Below are 3,325 nucleotides of genomic sequence, written 5' to 3'. Positions count from 1 at the left end.
GCACTTTTTGATTAATGTAGAGGATATATGCAGGATTTTATTCCGGTTGTGGCGTTTATCGGCGCTTATGTGTCGGCACGTGTGTTGGGTTATGCGGAGCAGGCGATGTATGTGGCGACGGCGGCTTTGATGCTGGTGTCGGCTGTGCAATTGCTGTGGATGAAGTTGAGAAATACCGCGATTGAGAAACGCCATTGGCTGACGGTATTGGTGATTTGGGTTTTGGGTGTGCTGACTTTGGCGGTGCATAATGATTTGTTTATCAAATTCAAACCGACGGTTTTAAATATCGCGATTGCGGCGGTCTTTTTAGGCTCGCAATATGTGGGCAGGGAAAATTTGACTAAAAAGATGTTGCATAGCGCATTCGATATGCCCGAGCATTTATGGACGCGCTTGAATGTGGCTTGGGTCATTTTCTTTTTGTTTGAAGGTGCGCTGAATGTTTTTGTGGCATTGAATTTTTCAAATGATATCTATGTCAGCTTTAAGTTTTTCGGCTTGATGGGGTTGACGATTGTCTTTTTAATTGCGCAATTTGTGCTGCTGCGCGCTTATTTGCGTAAGGATAAGGAGGGCGAGAATGAGTGAGGCGCGGATTGCGATGTTGGATCAGGCTTTGCGCGCGGCATTTGCGCCGCAATGTTTAGAGATTCGCGACGATTCCGCCTTGCATGTCGGACATGCTTCGGCAGGCGGGGCAGGGCATTTTGCGGTATATATCGTGAGCGAGGCTTTTGCGGGTTTATCTGCGGTAAAACGGCATCAAGCCGTCTATGCGGCGGTGGCGGATTTGATGGGAACGGAAGTGCATGCCTTATCCATCGAGGCTAAGACGCCGCAGCAGGTCTCATCGGCATCAATATAAGCGCGTTTCGGCGCTTGTATTCATAGTTTTTAAGAGCATTGATGTGATTCTCCGCCTAGGCGGAAATTTTTATTAAGGGGAAAATATGCCGCGTTGGCTTTTATTGGCGGTAGTGATTTGTTTGTTTCAATTGCTGCTTTTTGTGTTACTGCGTTCGTATATATGGCTGAGTGGACATAAGCCGCGTTGGTATGCGGTGGTCTTGCTATTCGGCTTAGGCAATAGTTTATTCGGTGCGCGTTGGTTTTTGCCGCATGGCATTATCGTATTCGCTAATGTATTGGCTTTGTCTTGGCTATGGTTTTTGGTCGCTTTGCCAATCGGTTTACTGCATTTGTTGGGACACGGTCGTCATGATAAATATTTAAAACCTCTATTGCCGACCGCTTTTTTGGCATTACTGGGCTTTGCTTGGTTCAGTGCGCATTCGCCGACCATTTTGCGCTATCAAATTCAGCTGAATAAGCCGCTGACGCCGTTAAAAATCGCTTTGGTTACCGACACGCATTTTGGCTTGTGGGTCGGCAAAGGCATGGCGGAAAAATTGGTTGCTATGCTCAATGCTGAGCAAATAGATATGGTGCTGATGCCCGGCGATATTATCAATGACAATCCTGATTATTATGACCGCGACGGCATTGCACAGATTCTCAAGCGCATTCAGGCGCCGGTTTATGTCACTTTGGGCAATCATGAATTTTATGGCGACACCGCCGGCAATGACCGCACTTTGCGCGAGGCGGGAATGCATGTATTGCGCGATGAAACGGCGATATTTAACAATCAAATCGCGATTATCGGACGCGATGACGACTATGCCCGCGCTCGTCCTTCCTTGCCGGAATTATTGGCGCAAGTTGATCAGCAAATGCCTGTATTTGTGCTCGATCACCGCCCGACCAATATTGAAGAAGCCGCCACACTGCCGATTGATATGCAGGTGTCGGGGCACTCGCACCGCGGACAGATTTTCCCTGCCAATTTCATAACCAGCAGTATGTATGTTCTGGACCATGGTCATGCCGAAATCGGCGGCGTGCATTTCTTTACTAGCAGCGGCTTCGGCTATTGGGGCACGCCCCTGCGTCTAGGTTCGCGCTCGGAATTGATGATTATCGAAGTCAGCGGGAAAGAGTAAATGAGCTTTAAAAACAAAAATAATATGTGGATTTTCATTTTTAGTTAAGTGGTTAGTAGAAAATAGTCTTACATATTATGATTGGGAATTGAAAAAGTCATACGGCATTGAGTTACTTTGTATTACTTTTTCAATTCTTTAGTTTATGCCATTATTCCTTTTCTATATAACCATTTTCGATTAATCTTCTATATTTTATTTGATTTCCTTTTATTCCTAAATAAATGCGAACAACAATTTGAGAAATAAAAAATAACCAAAATAAAACCCAAACTGTTGTTTTATCGGCGCTTCCATGATTTATTATTTCCTGAGCGGTAGTGTTAACTACAGAACTTAACAACATCCCAAGAAACCCAAAACCAATCATTAGAAATAAAAATATATCAAAAAATAAATTAAAAAGAGCCCATAATGCAGGAAAAAAGAAAGCAAAAGCAGAAAAACCTATATCAACTTCTTTCTGTTTTTCAGTTTTTAAATTATATAAAATTTTCATATCGTAAATTTAATTTATGGGTTTATAATATTCATTTCTCCACTGTTTGCATTGTAAGAATTATATCCGCCAGTGCCGTTAGGAGTATTGATTGTTCTATGACCATTATTCGAGTTGTAAGTGTTGTATCCACTTGAACTATTAGGTGTTATAGTTGTTGTTTCTCCAGTATCAGAGTTATAACAACTTTGCCCATCTCCAACAGATAAACAACTGGTTGCGCTATAAGAATTTGCTATTATTGTAGAAGAGATAATTAGTAAAATAACTGATTTTTTCATTTGATAATCCAAAAAATATTGATAAATATAATGTAAAACCCTTAGAAATAAAATTTTAATCGATGTTTATGTAGCTCCTTGATGTAAATAAAATAAATAAGAAAAGTAGATTGATAATTGGTATAAATAACCATAGTGTATGAACTCCATTCAATCCTATATCATGCAATCTTCTAACTACAAAAGATAAAAACATACTAAAAAATGAAAAAGTTAAAAATGCAGTTGTTAAACACAACATAAAAATTAATAATAATATTTCATTTTTATCTGAATCATTGTATGAAAAACTAGAATAAAATGAATATTCTGAGTTGAATAAAATAATAGAACCTACGCACCAGATTAAACAGCCAATAGTTATTAAAAAAGATAATAGTGAAAAAATTATAAATTCTAATCTAGAAACTTTTCCATTAAAGCTAAAGAACTGTTCTCTTATATGTTGGATTGGTGTTGTATTTTTCATATTTATATCATTAAATTTTGGTTAAAAATTTTGCTTATGGTATACTGAATATCGGCTATCGAACAGTCAT

6 protein-coding genes are annotated in these 3,325 nt (G+C 39.4%); 3 read left to right on the top strand and 3 right to left on the bottom strand.

Features of this window, described 5'->3' with window-relative positions; all coding sequences use genetic code 11:
• Positions 1 to 27 precede the first annotated feature (27 nt).
• The 3 genes from DT343_RS18595 to DT343_RS18585 all read left to right on the top strand — a co-directional run bounded on the left by DT343_RS18595 (position 28) and on the right by DT343_RS18585 (position 2,006).
• Positions 28 to 591 (top strand): inner membrane-spanning protein YciB, encoded by a 564-nt coding sequence (locus DT343_RS18595; RefSeq protein WP_112863932.1) that lies wholly within the window; start codon positions 28 to 30, stop codon positions 589 to 591.
• A complete protein-coding gene (locus DT343_RS18590) occupies positions 584 to 868 on the top strand; it encodes a BolA family protein (RefSeq protein ID WP_112863931.1) in 285 nt (94 codons plus the stop codon). The genes DT343_RS18595 and DT343_RS18590 overlap by 8 nt, the downstream gene beginning before the upstream one ends.
• Before the next feature lie 85 nt (positions 869 to 953).
• On the top strand, positions 954 to 2,006 hold the full coding sequence (locus DT343_RS18585; protein ID WP_112863930.1) for a metallophosphoesterase: 1,053 nt from the start codon (positions 954 to 956) through the stop codon (positions 2,004 to 2,006).
• A gap of 151 nt (positions 2,007 to 2,157) precedes the next feature.
• Here the strand turns inward: DT343_RS18585 and DT343_RS18580 are convergent, their stop codons facing one another.
• From DT343_RS18580 to DT343_RS18570, 3 genes are read right to left on the bottom strand one after another with little or no spacing between them, the layout of a single operon-like run.
• Positions 2,158 to 2,505 (bottom strand): hypothetical protein, encoded by a 348-nt coding sequence (locus tag DT343_RS18580; RefSeq protein ID WP_146756798.1) that lies wholly within the window; start codon positions 2,503 to 2,505, stop codon positions 2,158 to 2,160.
• 14 nt (positions 2,506 to 2,519) lie between these two features.
• A complete protein-coding gene (locus DT343_RS18575) occupies positions 2,520 to 2,786 on the bottom strand; it encodes a hypothetical protein (RefSeq protein WP_146756797.1) in 267 nt (88 codons plus the stop codon).
• A gap of 55 nt (positions 2,787 to 2,841) precedes the next feature.
• On the bottom strand, positions 2,842 to 3,255 hold the full coding sequence (locus DT343_RS18570) for a DUF805 domain-containing protein (protein WP_112863929.1): 414 nt from the start codon (positions 3,253 to 3,255) through the stop codon (positions 2,842 to 2,844).
• Between the last annotated feature and the right edge of the window lie 70 nt (positions 3,256 to 3,325).

It is taken from the genome of Brevundimonas vesicularis (assembly GCF_900445985.1).
Lineage (GTDB): Bacteria > Pseudomonadota > Alphaproteobacteria > Caulobacterales > Caulobacteraceae > Brevundimonas > Brevundimonas vesicularis_D.
The sequence above is the reverse complement of the archived record's forward strand: the minus strand, read 5'-3'. Positions and strand labels throughout refer to the sequence as shown.

Coding starts and splice junctions, on each gene's coding strand:
- DT343_RS18570 (WP_112863929.1), bottom strand. CDS start 3,255: ATGAAAAATACAACACCAATCCAACATATAAGAGAACAGTTCTTTAGC.
- DT343_RS18595 (WP_112863932.1), top strand. CDS start 28: ATGCAGGATTTTATTCCGGTTGTGGCGTTTATCGGCGCTTATGTGTCG.
- DT343_RS18580 (WP_146756798.1), bottom strand. CDS start 2,505: ATGAAAATTTTATATAATTTAAAAACTGAAAAACAGAAAGAAGTTGAT.
- DT343_RS18585 (WP_112863930.1), top strand. CDS start 954: ATGCCGCGTTGGCTTTTATTGGCGGTAGTGATTTGTTTGTTTCAATTG.
- DT343_RS18590 (WP_112863931.1), top strand. CDS start 584: ATGAGTGAGGCGCGGATTGCGATGTTGGATCAGGCTTTGCGCGCGGCA.
- DT343_RS18575 (WP_146756797.1), bottom strand. CDS start 2,786: ATGAAAAAATCAGTTATTTTACTAATTATCTCTTCTACAATAATAGCA.